Genomic DNA, 16,806 nt, shown 5'->3' with positions numbered 1-16,806 from the left:
CGATCACGAAGGCGTTTTCGAATTCGGTCGGAACCGAGTTTTGCTCCGGCGGTTAAACAATTCGAAAGGTGGCGCAAGAGGCGCCACTCGAGCTTCCCAATCGGGAATTCCAGGGAGAACACGAATGGTTCGCAAGCTCCTCGCGACAACCGCTATCGCCAGCGTTCTTGCCACGGGCGCCTTCGCCCAGTCGGCCGCTCCGACCACGACCACCGAACCGGCCATGAGCAACCAGGGGATGACCTCGGGTGCCATGCAGGGCCAGAACTCTACGGCCGCCGCTCCCGCTGCTGGTGAGACCGCAGCCGTGGCCGACATCGCCTATATCCAGAGCCTTGGCGAGAACCAGTATCTCTCCGACGATCTGATGGACATGGACGTCTATGCTTCCGCCGACGCCAATGCTCAGGAAGCCGGCGAGATCGAAAACCTGATCGTGGCCGCTGACGGCACGGTGAAGGCCGTCGTCATCGACACCGGCTCCTATCTGGGCGACCAGTCCAAGACGATCGCCGTGCCCTTCAACCAGATCAACTGGACGATGGGTCAGAACAACGAGCCCCGCGCCGTGCTGACCGCCTCGCGCGACCAGCTGATGGGCGCGCCGACCTTCACCACGCCGAGCGAGACCGCTGCGGCGATGGGTACGGGCACCGGCACCGCGGGCACGACTGCCATGGCACCGGGCGCGACGGCATCGGGCAATATGGCGGCGGGCGGCATGGCGCCGCAGAGCGACATGGCCGCAAGCACCACGCAGCCTGCCACGACCACCGCAGCGGCCACGTCGGCTGAGGGCGGCTATCTCGCCAGCGTCGGATCGGAAGAGTTCCTGGCATCCAACCTCGTGGGCGACAGCGTCTATAGCGGCGCCAACACCAGCTCCGATCGCATCGGCGACATCAACAATCTCATCGTTTCGTCCAATGGTCGGGTCGAGGGCATCGTGATCGGCGTCGGCGGCTTCCTCGGCATCGGCGAGAAGGATGTCGGCGTTCCATTCGACAACGTTTCGATGACACGTGGCGAGAACGGCCAGCCTCATGCGATGCTCGCGGCGAGCCGCGATCAGCTGAAGAACGCCCCGTCTTTCGAGGATGACAAGGCGGACCAGATGGCCGCGAACACCAACACGACCGCCACCGGCACGACCGGCATGGCCGCCGGAACGGCCGCAGGTACGGCTGGCATGGCGGCCGGAACGGCCTCGACCGGCATGGCGACCGACACGACGGACGCAACCTCGACCGCTTCCACCGGCGGCACGCGGGCGATGAACACCGGTACGCCGGTGACGGGAGCAGAGCTGTCGGCTGACAACCTGATGGGCACGAGTGTCTACGGCCCGGACAATCAGACGATCGGCTCGATCGGTGACATCGCTCTGACGCCGCAGGGTCAGGTCGATGCGGTGATCGTGGACGTCGGCGGCTTCCTCGGCATCGGCGCCAAGCCGGTCGCCGTCGCTATGGACAATCTGAACTTCATGCGCGACTCCGGCGGCAAGATTACGCTGACCACGCAGTTTACGCAGGACCAGCTGCGCAACGCCCCGGAATATAACCGGGACACCTATGCGCAGAATCGCGACAACATGCGCGTGAGCAACCCGAGCGACATTCCGGCCACCACGCAGGCTCAGTAACCAAACCGTGTTCGTCTCGTGAGAGGCTAGCACAAAGACCGAAAGGCCCGCGTGTATGCGGGCCTTTCTCCGTTTGATCGCCGTGTTCAGGTCTCGTTAAGCCAGACTTACCATAATTTAAAGAGTGGTCCTTCGCGCCATCGCCTAGTTTGCATCGCAAAAGCGGATGCAACCGCCGATCCCACCCATAAGGCACCCATGGCTTTTCTCCGGCAGATCGTCGTTACCCTTGTTGTCCTCGTCGCCGCGCTCGGTGTGTGGATGATGTTGTCGCCGATTCCCGGCCGTTTGATCCTGTCCAGCGGCATGCCGCTGCCAGAGCAGGCGAAAGCGCTGATCGCCCGTATCTCCCCTGAGGAAACCGAGAAGGCCGGCGCGACGCGCGCACCGCAAGGCGGTTCGGCGGCCCAACTCGTCGTGGTCGATCCCGCCAGTCCGGCGGTGGCGCGGGATCGCGTGCGTGCGCTCGGAACAGGCGAGGCTATCCGTTCCGTCGCTATTCGCCCGGATGCCGGCGGCATCGTCGCCGGCATTGGCTTTGGCTCGGGCGACGAAGTCCGCGAGGGAACGACTCTGGCGGTGCTTCAGAACGACGCCGAGCGGGTCGCCGTAGACCGCGCCAAGCTCGCCCTGGCCGCTGCCGAAGAACAGCTCAAACGCTACCAGTCGTTGGCGGCGGGCTCCGCCGTCACCTCCGTTCAGCTGGATGACGTCGCCCGAGCGCGCGATGCCGCCGCTTTAGACCTTCAGACTGCCGAGATCGCGCTGCGCAAGCGGGACGTGGTCGCTCCCATCTCTGGCCGCGTCGGGCTCCTCGATCTCGACATCGGCGATCTCGTGGATAGCACGACCCAGATTGCCGTGGTGGACGACCGCACCAAGCTGAAAATCCTCTTCAACGTGCCGGAAGCCTATGCTTCGCAACTCGCCTTGGGTCAGCCGGTGGCGGTCGAACCGACGACGCGCACGGGCCGCAGTTTCGAAGGCCGTCTTTCGGCGCTCGACAGCCGCATCAATGAGGCGAGCCGCACGCTGCGCGCCGAGGCCGTCGTGGACAATGGCGAGGACCTTCTGCGACCCGGCATGTCCTTCAGCGTGTCGATGGAATTTCCCGGCCAGAACTACGTCTCCGTCGATCCGCTCTCCATCCAGTGGGAGCGCGCTGGCCCTTATGTCTGGACAGTTGCGAGCGACAAGGCGTTGAAGAAGCCCGTGCGCATTATCGAGCGCAATGTGGACCGGGTTCTGGTCGCCTCCGACATGTTGAAGGTTGGTGACTCCGTGGTGCGCGAAGGCTTGCAACAGCTCCGCGACGGGTTGCCCGTGCGGGTACGCGAGCCGGTTCAAGCACCCGTACCCGCCGATGCGACAGACGCGCCGGCCCCCATTCCCTCGGCCGCCGCCGACCCGGCCAACGGCCGCCGCGCGGAACTGACCCGATGAGCGGCGGAGCCGAGCCTGGCGCGCCGCCCCCCGGCGAGGGGCGCATGGACGGGCTGACCGCCCTTACCTCGCTCTTCATTCGCCGCCCTGTGTTCACGATCGTCATCAATCTCCTTTTGATCGTGGCGGGGCTGGCGGCTTTCAACGCGGTGGAAATCCGCGAGTTGCCCAATGTCGATCGGCCGGTCATCACGGTGACGACCCGTTTCGAGGGCGCGTCTCCCGAAGTGGTGGATCGTCAGCTGACGGACGAGATCGAAAGCGCAGTCGCCCGTGTGCCCGGCATCGCCTCGATCTCCTCCTCGTCCCGTTTCGGGCAAAGCCGGGTGACGATCGAATTCACCGATACGACCGATCTCAACGTCGCGGCGAGCGACGTGCGGGACGCCGTGGCCGGCATCGCCAACTCGCTGCCCGAGGATGCGGACGAAGCGCGCATCGTCAAGGCGGATGCCGACGCCGACGCCATCATGCGCTTGGCGATCCTTTCCTCGACAATGAAGATCGAGGATTTGACGACCCTGGTGAACGACCGGATCGCCGATCGTGTGGCAGCGGTGGAAGGGGTCGCCAATGTCGAACTCTCGGGTGACCGCGAAAAGCTCGTCTATATCGACATCCGCCCGGATGAACTGGCGACGCGCGGCCTGACTCTGGCCGATGTTTCGACGGCGCTGACCAACGCGTCTTTCGACCAGCCGGCGGGCTCGCTGGAATCGCCGACGCAGAACCTCGTCGTGCGCGCGAGCGCCAGCCTCGTGACGCCCGAGGATTTCGGCGCGGTCCTCCTCAACGACAACACGCGGCTTCGCGACGTCGCGAATATTCGCTTCGGCCCGGACGAGGCAGCCTCGCTTCTGCGCGTCAACGGCCAGACCGGCATTGGCCTCGATGTCGTTAGGCAGGCGGGCTCCTCTACCATCGCCATTTCGGAGGGCGTGCGCGCCGCCGTGGCGGAGCTGAACGCGAGCTTGGCCGAGGGCACACGCATCGTCGTCACCTCCGACGAGGCGACCTTCATCAACGGTTCGCTGCACGAGGTGGAGCTGACGCTGATCCTCGCCATCGTGATCGTCGTCGCCGTCATCTACGCCTTCCTGATGAACGCGCGCGCGACGCTGATCCCGACGCTGACCATCCCGATCGCGCTGATCGGCGTCGTCGCGGGCATCTATCTCGTCGGCTTTTCCGTCAACATCATCACGCTTTTGGCGCTGGTTCTGGCGACCGGCATGGTGGTGGACGATGCGATCATCGTTCTGGAAAACATCATCCGCCAGCGCGACCGGGGCATGAGCGTGAAGGCCGCTGCCGTGATCGGCACGCGCGAGGTCTTTTTCGCGGTGGTCTCCACCACGGCGACGCTCGCCGCCGTCTTCATCCCCATTTCCTTTCTGCCGGGCGTGGCGGGCGGTTTGTTTCGTGAGTTCGGCTTCGTTCTCGCCATTTCGGTGACGCTGTCGGCTTTCATTGCGCTGACCCTCTGCCCCATGCTGGCGGCCGCGATGCTGCCCGACCAAGAGCGGAAGGCGGGGCCGCTCAAGCGCGGTCTCAGCGGGGTGGGCAACCGCTTCGCGGCCATTTACGCCGCGCTCTTGCGCCTCTGCCTGCGCTATCCCCTCCCCGTTCTCGCCGCGTCCATCGTCTTTGCCGTTGGCGCGCTGGGTGTCTTCGCGGGCCTGCCGCAGCAGCTCACGCCGGCGGAGGATCGGGGCACTGTGCTCATGAGCATTTCCGCGCCTCAGAGCGCCAGCCTCGACTATACGAACGAGCAGATGCGACAGGTGGAAGAGATCGTCCTGCCCTATGTCGAAAGCGGCGAGGCGACCAGCGTCTATGCCCGCATTGGCACGGGCACCGGCAATGGCGCCTTCATGGTGATGACGCTGACGGACTGGGGGGCGCGCGTGCGCACGCAGCAGGAGATCGCCACAGAACTCAACCGCGCCTTCCGCGACATTCCGGGCGTGCAGGCCCGCGCCATCCAGCCGAACTCGCTCGGCATTCGCGGCGGCGGGCGCGGACTTCAGTTCGCGCTGGCCGGCCCGAGCTATCAGGCGCTGTCGGATACGGCCGAGGCGCTGGAAGCGGCGATGAACGAAGACGGGCGCTGGGGCCGCGTGCAGCTCGCCTTCGACACGACGCAGCCGCAGCTTTCGGTTTCGATCGACCGGCAGAAGGCTTCCGATCTCGGCATCGACATCAACGGCCTGTCGGCCGCCATACAGTCGCTTCTCGATGGCCGCGAGATCGGCACGACCTATGTCGAGGATCGCTCGGTGCCGATCCACATCGTCTCGACCTCGCACCCGATCAACGACCCGAGCGACCTCTCCAATATCTTCGTGAAGACGACGGACGGGCGTTTCATCTCCATGTCATCCATCGCAAGCGTGACGGAGGAGGCCATCGCACCCTCACTGGCGCGCGAGAACCAGTCGCGTTCCGTCGCGCTGTCGGCCGACCTTCGGCCGGGCTATTCGATCGGCGAAGGTTGGGCGGATCTCCAGAGCTTCGCGGCCGGCAAGATCGGCGACTCCATGCGCCTCGTGCCACTGGCGGAAGCGGCGACGCTTCAGGAAACCTCGAGCGGCCTCGCGCTCGTCTTCGGCTTCGCCATCATCGTGGTGTTTCTGGTGCTGGCGGCGCAGTTCGAAAGCTTCGTCTCGGCCCTCATCATCATCGCCACCGTGCCCTTCGGCGTCGCCTGCGCGATCTATTCCATGGGCTTTTTCGGCGAAAGCCTGAACCTCTACTCGCAGATCGGCTTGGTGCTGCTGGTCGGCATCATGGCGAAGAACGGCATTCTGATCGTGGAATTCGCCAATCAGCTGCGCGAGGACGGTTTGTCCGTGCGCGAGGCCGTGGAGCAAGCGTCCATCATCCGCCTGCGCCCGGTGCTGATGACGATGATCGCGACGATCGTCGGCGGCGTGCCGCTGATCTTCTCGACCGGGGCCGGGGCCGAAGCGCGCGTGACGCTCGGCTATGTCATCGTCGGCGGGCTCGGCCTTGCGACGCTGGCGACCCTATTCCTGACGCCCGTCGCCTATCTCCTGCTCGCGCGCTTTTCCAAGCCCGCCGGCGAGCGCGCTGCCGACATCCGCCGCGATGTTCTGGCGGCCGAGCGGCTGGGCTCGGCCCGTGAGGGCGCGCATGGCTGAGCTATCGACGCAGGCCCAGGGCTCGGCTTCCATCACCGCGTCGAAATGGCAGGCTTGGTCTGGGTAGGCCCAAGCCCTTTCCCTCCTGGCAAAGCTCTGGTCGCGTATGTCCCACGCGATCCCCGACAGCCCCGCGCTCCACCGAGCGCTTTTGGGGTCTGTCGGCTTGTGCTGTGGCGCGTGGCATTGACGGACCCGATCCGAAGGAGTCCGTCGTGACACTGCCCGCCTCCCCCGCCCCGTTCTCATCACCCTCGCCAATGGCGTTCAGGGATCCGCCACCGTCCGCGCCGCGCTCCGCCACGGCTTTCCGGTTCGCGCCCTCGTGCGTCCTCCCGCTATGGCTGAGCCCCTGCGGCGGTTGAAGGCCGAGTTTCCACCAATCCAACCCGCATTGAGGATTGGGCGCGGCGGCACCGCGCCCGGTTCGAGCCGAGCGCTATTTCAGCGTCTTCATCTTGTCCGTGACGGCGCTGGTCCAGGCACCCTCTGGCTTCTTCGTGATGACAGGATCGGAGCCGCCGCCCATCAGGACGGCGACCGTGTTCTCGGCGGCCTTCACGTCGAGCGTGCCGTCCGATCCGCCGACGAGCTTGTTGACCTCGGAGACCATGCGCTTTTGATGGCTTTCGGTCTGGGCTCCGGTCGAGTCGTTGTCGAGCACGATCTCGGCCGCCTCGTCCGGATGCTCGGCCGCATAGGCCCAGCCCTTCATCGAGGCCTTCACGAAACGGGCAAGCTTGTCGACCATGGCGGGGTCGGCGAGCTTGGCCTCCGTCGTGTAGAGACCGTCCTCCAGCGTCGCGACGCCCTGGTCCTCGTATTTGAAGACGGTGAGCTGGTCGGCGGGAATGCCGGCGTCGATGACCTGCCAATATTCGTTATAGGTCATGGTCGAGATGCAGTCGGCCTGCTTCTGGATCAGCGGATCGACGTTGAAGCCCTGCTTGACCACGGTGACACCATCCGGCCCGCCCTGCGTCGAGAGCTTGAGCTTCGACATCCAGGACAGGAACGGATATTCGTTGCCCGAGAACCAGACGCCGAGCGTCTTGCCCTTGAAGTCGGCCGGCGCGGCGATGCCTGTGTCCTTGCGGCAAGTCAGTTCCATGCCCGACGCCTTGAAGGGCTGCGCGATGTTGACGAGCGGCAGGCCCTTTTCGCGCGCGGCCAGCGCGGCTGGCATCCAGTCCACGATCACATCCGCGCCGCCGCCGGCGATCACCTGCTCGGGCGCAACATCCGGGCCGCCCGGCTTGATCGTCACATCGAGGCCGGCTTCGTCATAAAAGCCCTTTTCCTTGGCGACATAATAGCCGGCGAACTGGCCTTGCGTGACCCATTTGAGCTGAAGCGTCAGCGGATCGGCCGCATGGGCGGCGCTGCTGGCGAGAAGGGCGAAAAGGCCGGCAGACATCAAACGTCGCATTCGCTTCACTCCTTGAAGGGTGGGGTTCAACGGCTCCGCATGGACGGATGCCAGAAGGTGACGAGCCGCTCGGCAACGGCGACGAGCGCATAGAAGCCGGAGCCGGCGAGAGCCGCCACGGCGATTTCGGCCCAGACCATGTCGGTGTTCAGCCGGCCGATTTCGGCGGAGATGCGAAAGCCCATTCCGACGATGGGCGTGCCGAAGAATTCGGCCACGATCGCGCCGATCAGTGCCAGCGTTGAATTGATTTTCAGCGCGTTGAAGATGAAAGGCATGGCGGCAGGAAGCCGAAGTCTCATAAGCGACTGCCCCGGTGAGGCCGCATAGGTGCGCATCAGGTCGCGCTCCATGGCGCCCGCCGCCGAGAGGCCCGCCACCGTGTTCACCAGCATGGGAAAGAAGGTCATAATGACGACCACGGCCGCCTTGGACGGCCAGTCGAAGCCGAACCACATGACCATGATCGGAGCGACGCCGATGATTGGCAGGGCCGACATGAGATTGCCGATCGGCAGAAGGCCACGCCGCAGACAGGGCGAGCGATCCACTAGCAGAGCAGTGAGAAAGCCGAGCCCGCAGCCAAGGATGTAGCCCGCCAGAACCGCCTTCAGGAAGGTCTGTCGGAAATCCGCCCAGAGGAGCGGCAGGGAATTGCCGAGGCGCGCACCGATGGCCGAAGGCGCGGGCAGAAGGACCACCGGCACGACGAGCCCGCGCACCACGAGTTCCCAGAGGCACAGAAGTGTCAGGCCGAAGACGACCGGCACCAGCGCACCGCCCGCGCGCAGGCCCAGGAAGCGGCCATGCGCCAAAGCCGCCGCAACGCGCCAGGACGCCAGCCAAAAGACAAGCGTCGAGAGCCAGAAGAGAGAGCCGACCGCTCCCAGCGCAAGCAGCTGAAAGGCCAGAACCAGTGCAGCAAGGCCAAGAGCGAGAGCCGCCCAATCGGCCGTATCTGCTTGCGGCGGGCGATGGGACAGGGCAAGGCTCATCGGCGCGCTCCCCCGCTCGCGCGCAAGGTCAGACGTTCGACCAGGCCGATCAGCGCCACCAGAAGCCCGGCCAGAACCGAGGCCGCGACCAGCGCCGACCAGATCTGGATCGTCTGCCCGTAATAGGAGCCGGCCAGAAGCCGCGCGCCGAGCCCGGCCACCGCGCCGGTCGGCAGTTCTCCGACGATAGCGCCGACCAGAGCGGCCGCAACCGCGATCTTCATCGAGGCGAAGAGAAACGGCAGCGAGGCGGGAAGGCGCAGTTTCCAAAGCGTCTGGCCGCGCGAGGCCGCATAGGAGCGCATGAGATCGAGCTGCATCGCATCGGGCGACCGCAGGCCCTTCACCATGCCAACGGTAACCGGGAAGAAGGACAGATAGGTCGAAATGATCGCCTTCGGCAGCAGGCCGGAAATGCCCACAGAATTCAGCACGACGATGATCATGGGCGCGATGGCGAGGATGGGGATCGTCTGCGAAGCGATGATCCAGGGCATCAGGCTGCGGTCGAGCGTGCGCGAATGCAGGATGCCAATGGCCAAGGCGATGCCGAGCACCGAGCCCATGACGAAGCCGATCAGCGTGGAGGACAGCGTGACGCCGGCGTGGAACAGAAGCGAGCGCGGCGAGGACACGCGCGTTTCCACCACGGTCTTCCAGAGATCCATGGCGATCTGGTGAGGCGCGGGCAGGATCGGCCGCTCCGCCGACCATGTGGCGAGGACATGGTTGAGAAAATCCGGGGCGGCCCCGGCCCGGGCGAGCTTATCGCCTTCCGTCTGCCAGTTCATCGGCACGGCCGCTGCGTACCAGATCAGAAGCAACACGGCGACGATCGCGAGAATGGGACCGAATCGCCCTGCCCCGCTCGGCCAGCGACGGCGCGGGTGGGTACTCAGCCCGATGGCAGCGCCGGGTTCGGCAAGGGGTGGTGCGGCGCTCAAGATCGGCGCTCAATCATAGGAGTGCCCCGCCTTCAGCCCCTCGCGGACGCGATGCGCGATTTCCAGAAAGCGCGGCGTTTCGCGGATTTCGAGCGGGCGATCGGGGCCGAGATCGCAATCCACGATGTCGATGATCCGGCCGGGGCGCGGGCTCATCACGACGATGCGCGTCGACAGGAACACCGCTTCGGGAATGGAATGCGTCACGAAGATCACGGTCTTGCGGGTCTTCGCCCAGAGCTTCAGAAGCTCCTCGTTCAGCCGATCGCGCACGATCTCGTCCAGCGCGCCGAAGGGCTCATCCATCAAAAGAAGGTCGGGGTCGAAGGACAGAGCGCGGGCGATGGACGCGCGTTGCTGCATACCGCCGGAAAGCTGCCAGGGATATTTCCGCCCGAAGCCCGAAAGCCCGACGAGATCGAGATTGCGGCTGACGCGGTCGGAGCGCTCCGCCTTCGGCAGGCCCATGATCTCCAGCGGGAGCGCGACGTTGCGTTCGATATTGCGCCAGGGATACAGCGCCGCCGCCTGAAACACGTAGCCATAGGCGCGCGCAAGGCGAGCCTTTTCCGGCGACAGGCCGTTGACACGGATTGCACCTGATGTCGGCTGTTCGAGATCGGCGATCACGCGCAGCAGCGTGGTTTTGCCGCAGCCGGACGGGCCGATGAAGGAAACGAACTCGCCCCGGTTCACGCTGAGGCCGACATCCTTCAACGCATGGACGGGACCGTCCGCCGTCTCGAAAGTGAGCGTCAGGCCCTCGGCCTCGATCACCTTCGAGCCGTTCGCGGCCGATGCGCCCGGTGCTGCCCGCAAGGATGCCTTGCTCGGATCGAGCCCCATCCGCATGGTTCAGACGCCCGCCGGAATGCCGGAGCGCTCGACCTTGCGCGGCGCGGTCAGTTCCTTCCAGGTCGAGAGCGCCTTACCCACCGGCGCATTGGCCGGGCGCTCGACGAAGCGCCCTTCGCCCGTGCCGGCCCGAACCTCGCCCTTGGCATAGGCGATCTTGCCGCGAGACAGGGTGACTGCGGGCAGACCCTTCAATTCGAACCCTTCGAAGACATTGTAGTCGATGGCCGATTTCTGCGTCGCGGCGGAAACGGTCTTGGTGGCCGCCGGGTCCCAGACCACGAGATCGGCATCCGCGCCCGGCAGGATCGCGCCTTTGCGCGGATAGATGTTCAGGATTTTGGCGATGTTGGTGGAAGTCGCGGCGACGAATTCGTTCATCGTCAGTCGGCCGGTGTTGACGCCCCTGGTCCAGAGCACGGCCAGCCGATCTTCCAAGCCGCCCGTGCCGTTCGGAATCTTCGTGAAATCTCCCACGCCGAAGCGCTTCTGCTCGCTGGTGAAGGCGCAGTGATCGGTCGCCACGACCTGAAGCGAGCCGGATTGAAGGCCGGCCCAGAGCGAATCCTGATGCTTTCGATTGCGAAAGGGAGGGCTCATGACGCGGCGGGCGGCGTAGTCCCAGTCGGGGTTCTGATATTCGCTCTCGTCCAACGTCAGGTGCTGGATCAAGGGCTCGCCGAAGACGCGCATCCCTTTGGCCCGCGCCCGGCGGATGGCCTCGTGTGCTTCCTCGCAGGAGACGTGGACGACATAAAGCGGTACCCCCGCCTGATCGGCGATCATGATGGCGCGGTTGGTGGCTTCCCCTTCCACCTCGGGCGGGCGGGAATAGCCATGCGCTTCCGGGCCATTGTTGCCCTCGCCCAGAAGCTTCTGCTGGAGAAAGGCCACGACATCGCCGTTCTCGGCGTGAACGAGCGGCATGGCTCCGATCTCGGCGCAGCGCGAGAAGGAGGCGAACATCTCGTCATCGTTCACCATCAAGGCCCCTTTATAGGCCATGAAATGCTTGAACGTGTTGATGCCCTCGGAAACGACCTTCGGCATCTCGGCAAAGACGCGCTCGCCCCACCAGGTGATCGCCATATGAAAGGAATAGTCGGACCGCGCCTTGCCGGCTTTCTGATGCCATTCCTGCAAGGCGTCGATCAGTCCCTGCTCCGGCGCGGGCAGGCAGAAATCCACCACCATGGTCGTGCCGCCGGCCAGCCCCGCCGCCGTGCCCGTATCGAAATCGTCTGAGGAGTGCGTGCCCATGAAGGGCATTTCGAGATGGGTGTGCGGGTCGATGCCGCCCGGCATGACGTAAGCACCCGACGCGTCGATCACCTCGTCGCCGGAGAGATCCGGACCGATCGCGGCGATCTGGCCGCCTTCCACCAGAATATCGGCCCGATAGGTCAGATCCGCGGTGACGATCGTGCCGCCCTTGATCGCAATGCTCATGCTGAACTCCCCGTCCTGTCCCGCACCGTCAGCCGTCAGGCGGCGATGCCAGCCGTTTCCACCACCGCGCCCAGCAGCACGTCCGCGCCGCGCTTGGCCCATTCCGGCGTGATGGCTTCGGCTTCGTTGTGACTGAGCCCCCCCTCGCAGGGGCAGAAGATCATGGAGGTCGGCGCCACGCGGTTGATCCAGCAGGCGTCATGACCCGCACCCGACACGATGTCGCGATGGCTGTATCCCAGCCGCTCGGCCGCCGCGCGCACGGCGGCGACGCAGGCGGGATCGAAGGTGACGGGATCGAAATGCCCGACCTCTTCGACGGACGCCTCCAGCGAGAGGTCGGAGGCGATCTCAGTGATGCCGGCTTCAATCTCGGCGCGCATGGCATCCAGGACGGCCTTGTCGGGCGAGCGAATGTCGATCGTGAGGGTGACACGGCCGGCAATGATGTTACGCGAGTTCGGGTAGACATCGATATGGCCGATCGCGCCGACCGCGCCCGGTTGGCGCGCCATGGCCACGCGGTGAACCAGTTCCGTCACGCGGGCGAGCCCGAGGCCGGCGTTCCGGCGCTTGGGCATGGGCGTCGAGCCCGTATGGCTTTCGCGCCCGGTGAGCGTCACCTCCAGCCAGTAAAGCCCCTGCCCGTGCGTGACGACACCGATCTCGATGCCTTCGTCCTCCAGGATCGGCCCTTGCTCGATATGGAGTTCGAACAGCGCATGGATCGGGCGCTGGCCGACCGGCTCCGCGCCCTCCCAGCCGATCCGCTTCAGCTCGTCGCCGAACCGCAGGCCCTTGGCATCCACGCGGCTCTTCGCCCAGGTCTCGTCATGCAAGCCCGCAAAGACACCGGAGGAGAGCATGGCGGGGGCGAAGCGCGTCCCTTCCTCGTTGGTCCAGTTGACGATGACGATGGGCCGTCGCGTGCGGATGCCGAGATCGTCCAGGCTGCGCACGACTTCGAGCGCGCCGAGCACACCCAGAACGCCGTCATATTTCCCGCCAGTCGGCTGCGTGTCGAGATGAGAGCCCATATAGACCGGATCGAGGTCGGGCTCCGCGCCCTCGCGCCGAAAGAACATATTGCCCATCGTATCGACGGCCATGCTGAGGCCTGCGGCCTCCGCCCAGCGACGAAAGAGATGGCGGCCCTCGCTGTCGGCATCCGTCAGGGTTTGGCGGTTGTTGCCGCCCGCGATCCCCGGCCCGATCCTCGCCATGTCCTCCAACGCCTCCCAGAGACGGTCGCCATTGGTTTGGAGATTGGAAAGAAGGCTCATTCGGATCACGTCCATGCAGGCTGAAGACTAGTATCCAGAGGCCAGGGCGCTGCGCGCGCCACACCTCGTTCGCCGCCCGACCAAGAGGCGACGGTCGACCCCGACAAGCGGGTGAAGAAGGGATCGGGTGCGGTGCGCTCGTGGTTTCGGCCCCCGTTCGGTGAACGGTTTTACCGCTTGCGCCCCCTCGCCCTGTTCATTGACTCTATGGTCAAAACAGAGGCTAGAAGCTCCGCAGAAGACGGTCAAGGTCGATTTGCATGAATCCGATGCAGGTGATTGCAGCGCAAAAACTTGAGGCAGCTGCAGCATGAAAACCGAAGCGGCATCCAGTGGCGAGACCGGAGCGCGAGCGCAGACGCGCATCCAGGCGGCCAACCGCGAAACCATACTTCAGGCAGCGCTGCCGATCTTTGCGGCCTATGGCTTTCGCGGCTCCACGATCGATCAGATCGCGCAGCGTGCGGGCATGTCGAAGCCGAACCTTCTCTATTACTTCCGACGGAAGGAGGATATCTACGAGGCCGTGCTTCAGCGCACGCTGACGCAGTGGCTTTCTCCGTTGCGCACGCTGGAGCGCGACGGTGACCCGGAAACGGAGCTTCGAGCCTATATCGAGGACAAGCTGCGCATGTCGTTCGAGCAGCCGGAAGCCTCGCGTCTCTTCGCCAATGAAATCCTCAACGGCGCGCCGGTTCTTCGCGCCTTTCTCCAGACCGAGCTACGGGTGTTGGTGGAGGCAAAGGCGGCCGTGATTCGCCATTGGATCGATACCGGTCGGCTTGCGCCTGTCGATCCCGTCCATCTCATTTTCGTCATATGGGCGACGACGCAGCACTATGCGGATTTCGCGGTGCAGATCGACGCGGTGCTGGGCGATCGGTCGAAATCGCCGGACTTTCTCGCTGAGACGACACAGGCGGTCCTCGGCATCATCCTGGGCGGCGTCAGACATTCTGCGGACGCTGCGAGCGAGCGAGCCATCGCCGACGCACCGGAGGGCTGATCAGACGCTGCGAAGCATGGGTATGACGTTCACTTCTCTGCCGAAACGGCCCTGCTGGAAGCCTTCCTTGATGTCGACCAGCATCTTGGGCAGATCGCCCGCGGGTCGGGGGCGCGAGAAGAGATAGCCCTGCATCTCGTCGCAGCCCTCCTCCTGCAGCACCCGCATCTGCTCCGCCGTTTCCACGCCTTCGGCGATGACGGCGAGCTTCATCGAGGCTCCAAGGCCCAGCACCGCGCGCACGATGGCCATGTTTTCCTTGCGGTCGAGATCGCGCACGAAGGACTGGTCGATCTTGATCTTGTCGAAGGGGAACCGGCTGAGATAGCCGAGCGAGGAATAGCCAGTCCCGAAATCGTCCATCGACATGGCAACGCCCAGCCCACGCAGGGCGTTCAGCACCGTGAGAACCCGGTCGCCGTCCGAGAGGAACAGCGATTCGGTGACTTCGAGCTGAAGGCGCTTGGGGTCGAGCCGGGTCTCGGCCAGCGCTTGGCGCACGTCGGCCACGATGTCCCCGCCCTCGAACTGACGCGGCGACAGGTTGATGGACAGGGTCAACCCTTCCGGCCAGTGAGCCGCCTGCCGGCAGGCATCGCGCAGGACGAAAAGTCCGAGCGGCACGATCAGGCCGGTTTCTTCCATGATCGGAATGAACACGCCGGGCGACACGCGGCCGCGTGTCGGGGAGTTCCAGCGCACCAGCGCCTCGAAGCCCGAGACGCAACCGCGCTTCACGTCGACAAAGGGCTGGAAGTGCAGTTCGAACTCGCCGCGCGCCAGCGCTTCGCGCAGATCGCGTTCGATGTCCTGGCGGTTCTGATGCTCTTTCTGAATTTCGGGCGCGTAGACGCAGAAGGGGTCAGACGCGCTCTTCTTGGCGGTCGCAAGGGCGATTTCGCAGTCGCGCATGACGGTCTGGACATCGAGCCCGCTGCCGGGCTGGAGGTCCGGCACCACGCCGACTGCGATCCGCACCGCCAGAGGACGGCCGACGATCGTGACAGGGCGACGCGCGAAGTCCTGCACGATGACCCGGCCGAACCGTTCGGGCGCCCGCACGGCATTCTCGCCTCGCACGATCAGACCGAATTCGTCGCCAGCCAAGCGCGCCACGCGCCCGCCCGGGCCTGCTATCGCGCTCAGCCGCTCGCCGACCGCGCGTAGAAGCTCGTCGCCCGCCGTCAGACCCAGCGTCGTGTTGACGGTCTTGAACGCCACCACGTCCACCACCACGACGAAGAACGGGGTCTCGCCTACTCTCAAGGCGTTTTCCAGATCATGATGAAAAGCGTCCCGGTTCAACAGGCCCGTCAGGGAATCCTGCGACGAGATGCGCTCCAACTCGCGCTGCGCGGTGTCCTGGTTCGTGAGTTCGTTGAAGACTGCGATGACGCCGTTGTCGATCGGGTTGGGATGGCACCGCACACGGCATGTCCACCCGTCCGGGAACGTCACCACCTCATCCTGCGTCCGCGCCGCAAGAAGCTGAGTCAGTTGGGTATGGTCGGTCCAGGACGAGATGTGACTGCCGACCGTAAGGCCCGGAAACATCTGAAGGAAGGCCGCGTTCGCGTCGGTCATGCAACCGCCCTCGTCCACGAGGCAGAGCGGTTTCTGCAAGGCGTCGAGCGCCAGTCTCAGACGGTTCTGCTGACGTTCCACCGCGGCCTGTATGTGAGCCGCCGAGGTGGACTTCAGAAGCTTCGACGAGCGGTCCTTGGTCTCGATCACGGTTTCCACGAAGCGGATCGCCGCTTCGAGATCGGCCATCATATCGTTCGTCTGGTGATGGCTGCCGGCGTTGGGCGCTCCCGCGACCTGACGAAGGATCGTCGCGGCGCTGCGGATCGGGCGCGAGATGCTGCGCGAAAGGTAGAGGATGAGCAGGAGGCCGATCATCAGGCCACCCGCGCCACCGGCCATGACGGCGAGATCGATGGTGCGGCGCTCGGACTGCGTGCGCTCATGCATACGAATGAGATCGTCGCGGATCAGATCGATCGCGGCGTCCACCTCGTTCAGAATATTGGCCAGTTCGCGGCGGACCAGCCGATGCGTCACGTCGCCTTCGGAGGTGCGCAGACGGTTGATCGAATAGAAGAGCTGATCGAGCTTGTGGCCTTGACCGCCGTTGGGAAGTGCGACCATGGCACCGCGCACCTTGCGCACGATCTCGGTCAGGCTCGTCAGGAGCTCGGCGGCTTCCTCGGTCCTCAACATCGGCAATTCGCTCAGCGAATCGGGCACGGCATTGAACCGCCGCTCCAGATCACCCAGCGATCGAGCGGCCCCCTCCAGTTGATCGAGGGGATCGATGCCCTGGTGGATCATCGCCGTCGCGATCTCGGCGGCGGATCGATTGCTTTGAATGACCACAAGCCCGGCGAAGCCGGACAGAAGCGCCAGTAGCAAACCGCTGATCAGAAGTTTGGCGTTTATGGACTTCACGAGGCCAACTCATGCTCTTGCGAGCGCTAGCCCCTTTCGAGGTTCGCGCTCTGACATCACACTCGACACTCGCATCCGCATCTTATTCTTCCGTTACGAACCGGCGGCGAAGAAACATACTTTCAATGCTATCTTCGCCGCA

11 protein-coding genes are annotated in these 16,806 nt (G+C 64.9%); 4 read left to right on the top strand and 7 right to left on the bottom strand.

What is annotated here, in order from left to right; all coding sequences use genetic code 11:
- Positions 1 to 124 precede the first annotated feature (124 nt).
- The 3 genes from AUL28_RS06720 (at position 125) to AUL28_RS06710 (ending at position 6,252) form a co-directional block, all read left to right on the top strand.
- Positions 125 to 1,645: a PRC-barrel domain-containing protein gene (locus AUL28_RS06720; RefSeq protein WP_062231148.1), complete on the top strand. Its 1,521-nt coding sequence runs from the start codon at positions 125 to 127 to the stop codon at positions 1,643 to 1,645.
- 198 nt (positions 1,646 to 1,843) lie between these two features.
- Positions 1,844 to 3,088, top strand: coding sequence for an efflux RND transporter periplasmic adaptor subunit (locus tag AUL28_RS06715; protein WP_062231146.1), 1,245 nt, complete (start codon positions 1,844 to 1,846; stop codon positions 3,086 to 3,088).
- Positions 3,085 to 6,252: an efflux RND transporter permease subunit gene (locus AUL28_RS06710; protein WP_374701410.1), complete on the top strand. Its 3,168-nt coding sequence runs from the start codon at positions 3,085 to 3,087 to the stop codon at positions 6,250 to 6,252. The genes AUL28_RS06715 and AUL28_RS06710 overlap by 4 nt, the downstream gene beginning before the upstream one ends.
- A gap of 439 nt (positions 6,253 to 6,691) precedes the next feature.
- Here AUL28_RS06710 and AUL28_RS06705 read toward each other — a convergent pair whose 3' ends face one another.
- Genes AUL28_RS06705 through AUL28_RS06680 form a run of 6 tightly spaced genes read right to left on the bottom strand, consistent with a single transcriptional unit; the run spans position 6,692 to position 13,207 of the window.
- Complete coding sequence (locus AUL28_RS06705; protein ID WP_058600275.1) at positions 6,692 to 7,681, bottom strand: ABC transporter substrate-binding protein; 990 nt, start codon at positions 7,679 to 7,681, stop codon at positions 6,692 to 6,694.
- A 26-nt stretch (positions 7,682 to 7,707) separates the two neighbouring features.
- Positions 7,708 to 8,676: an ABC transporter permease gene (locus AUL28_RS06700; protein ID WP_082640303.1), complete on the bottom strand. Its 969-nt coding sequence runs from the start codon at positions 8,674 to 8,676 to the stop codon at positions 7,708 to 7,710.
- Complete coding sequence (locus AUL28_RS06695; RefSeq protein ID WP_062219668.1) at positions 8,673 to 9,575, bottom strand: ABC transporter permease; 903 nt, start codon at positions 9,573 to 9,575, stop codon at positions 8,673 to 8,675. The genes AUL28_RS06700 and AUL28_RS06695 overlap by 4 nt, the downstream gene beginning before the upstream one ends.
- A gap of 54 nt (positions 9,576 to 9,629) precedes the next feature.
- Positions 9,630 to 10,466, bottom strand: coding sequence for an ABC transporter ATP-binding protein (locus AUL28_RS06690; RefSeq protein ID WP_062231143.1), 837 nt, complete (start codon positions 10,464 to 10,466; stop codon positions 9,630 to 9,632).
- Between the two features lie 9 nt (positions 10,467 to 10,475).
- Positions 10,476 to 11,924 (bottom strand): dihydropyrimidinase, encoded by a 1,449-nt coding sequence (gene hydA / locus AUL28_RS06685; protein WP_062231141.1) that lies wholly within the window; start codon positions 11,922 to 11,924, stop codon positions 10,476 to 10,478.
- A gap of 35 nt (positions 11,925 to 11,959) precedes the next feature.
- Complete coding sequence (locus AUL28_RS06680; protein WP_062231186.1) at positions 11,960 to 13,207, bottom strand: Zn-dependent hydrolase; 1,248 nt, start codon at positions 13,205 to 13,207, stop codon at positions 11,960 to 11,962.
- Between the two features lie 310 nt (positions 13,208 to 13,517).
- On the opposite strand from AUL28_RS06680, the gene AUL28_RS06675 reads away from it, so the two are divergent.
- Positions 13,518 to 14,213 carry a TetR family transcriptional regulator C-terminal domain-containing protein gene (locus tag AUL28_RS06675; RefSeq protein WP_062231139.1) on the top strand — a complete coding sequence of 232 codons (696 nt, stop codon included), beginning with the start codon at positions 13,518 to 13,520 and terminating at the stop codon, positions 14,211 to 14,213.
- On the opposite strand, the gene AUL28_RS06670 is transcribed toward AUL28_RS06675, so the two are convergent.
- Positions 14,214 to 16,664, bottom strand: coding sequence for a putative bifunctional diguanylate cyclase/phosphodiesterase (locus AUL28_RS06670; protein ID WP_062231137.1), 2,451 nt, complete (start codon positions 16,662 to 16,664; stop codon positions 14,214 to 14,216).
- Positions 16,665 to 16,806: the final 142 nt, after the last annotated feature.

This window comes from Aureimonas sp. N4 (genome assembly GCF_001463925.1).
Lineage (GTDB): Bacteria > Pseudomonadota > Alphaproteobacteria > Rhizobiales > Rhizobiaceae > Aureimonas > Aureimonas ureilytica_A.
This window is presented reverse-complemented; position numbering and strand designations above follow the sequence as displayed.

Bases quoted from the DNA above. Each gene is read 5' to 3' on its own strand.
- AUL28_RS06710 (WP_374701410.1), top strand. From the start codon at position 3,085: ATGAGCGGCGGAGCCGAGCCTGGCGCGCCGCCCCCCGGCGAGGGGCGC.
- AUL28_RS06715 (WP_062231146.1), top strand. From the start codon at position 1,844: ATGGCTTTTCTCCGGCAGATCGTCGTTACCCTTGTTGTCCTCGTCGCC.
- hydA (WP_062231141.1), bottom strand. From the start codon at position 11,924: ATGAGCATTGCGATCAAGGGCGGCACGATCGTCACCGCGGATCTGACC.
- AUL28_RS06675 (WP_062231139.1), top strand. From the start codon at position 13,518: ATGAAAACCGAAGCGGCATCCAGTGGCGAGACCGGAGCGCGAGCGCAG.
- AUL28_RS06720 (WP_062231148.1), top strand. From the start codon at position 125: ATGGTTCGCAAGCTCCTCGCGACAACCGCTATCGCCAGCGTTCTTGCC.
- AUL28_RS06690 (WP_062231143.1), bottom strand. From the start codon at position 10,466: ATGGGGCTCGATCCGAGCAAGGCATCCTTGCGGGCAGCACCGGGCGCA.
- AUL28_RS06680 (WP_062231186.1), bottom strand. From the start codon at position 13,207: ATGAGCCTTCTTTCCAATCTCCAAACCAATGGCGACCGTCTCTGGGAG.
- AUL28_RS06700 (WP_082640303.1), bottom strand. From the start codon at position 8,676: ATGAGCCTTGCCCTGTCCCATCGCCCGCCGCAAGCAGATACGGCCGAT.
- AUL28_RS06705 (WP_058600275.1), bottom strand. From the start codon at position 7,681: ATGCGACGTTTGATGTCTGCCGGCCTTTTCGCCCTTCTCGCCAGCAGC.